The sequence below is a fragment of the Xanthovirga aplysinae genome (assembly GCF_009711365.1).
Classification (GTDB): domain Bacteria; phylum Bacteroidota; class Bacteroidia; order Cytophagales; family Cyclobacteriaceae; genus Xanthovirga; species Xanthovirga aplysinae.
The window spans coordinates 1-509 of the sequence record NZ_SMMB01000153.1; the positions used below are offsets into that span (position 1 = coordinate 1).

The 509-nt window shown below is 40.5% G+C and carries 1 protein-coding gene; it reads right to left on the reverse strand.

The annotated features are described in order from the left end of the window. Positions 1 to 488 (reverse strand): phospholipase effector Tle1 domain-containing protein (locus E1171_RS00260; RefSeq protein WP_187696099.1); only part of this gene is annotated, 488 nt, incomplete at its 3' end. Positions 489 to 509 lie beyond the last annotated feature (21 nt).

The following is a 509-nucleotide window of genomic DNA, read 5'->3' on the forward strand; positions in this document are numbered from 1 at the left end:
ACCGTATCCCATACGCCAATAAAATGGGGCGTACAGCTTTGACAAAAGGTGGCCTTAAAGTCCTTGTGCACGGAAAAATCTTTCTTATTATACATTTCGGAAACGTAAGGGATAAGTTGTTCACTTCCCTTATGTAAGAGCCCAAAATGATGAATCATGCCGGCAAGTGCTCGAACCGTAAAGGCCCCCCGACTAAAGCCAAACAAATAAACACGATCGCCCGGGCGATAAGCATGCATAAGATAGGCATAGCCTTGATCGATCGTCTTTTGAAGGCCTAAACCAAATCCTTTACTTAATAAAATGTCCGTTTTTTTTCCGTATTTATGATGCAAAAGATCGATGGTCCCTATTCCGGGGTGGTAGTATTTTGTCTGAGATTCATTTGAAACAAGGGATTCGAAGGTTTTTACCACATTGGTATTATTACGGCCATATTCATTGCCCGTACCATCGTAGCAGATTACAATATTTTTGTTTTTCATCATTTGCCCCTTTCCTAATTTTAA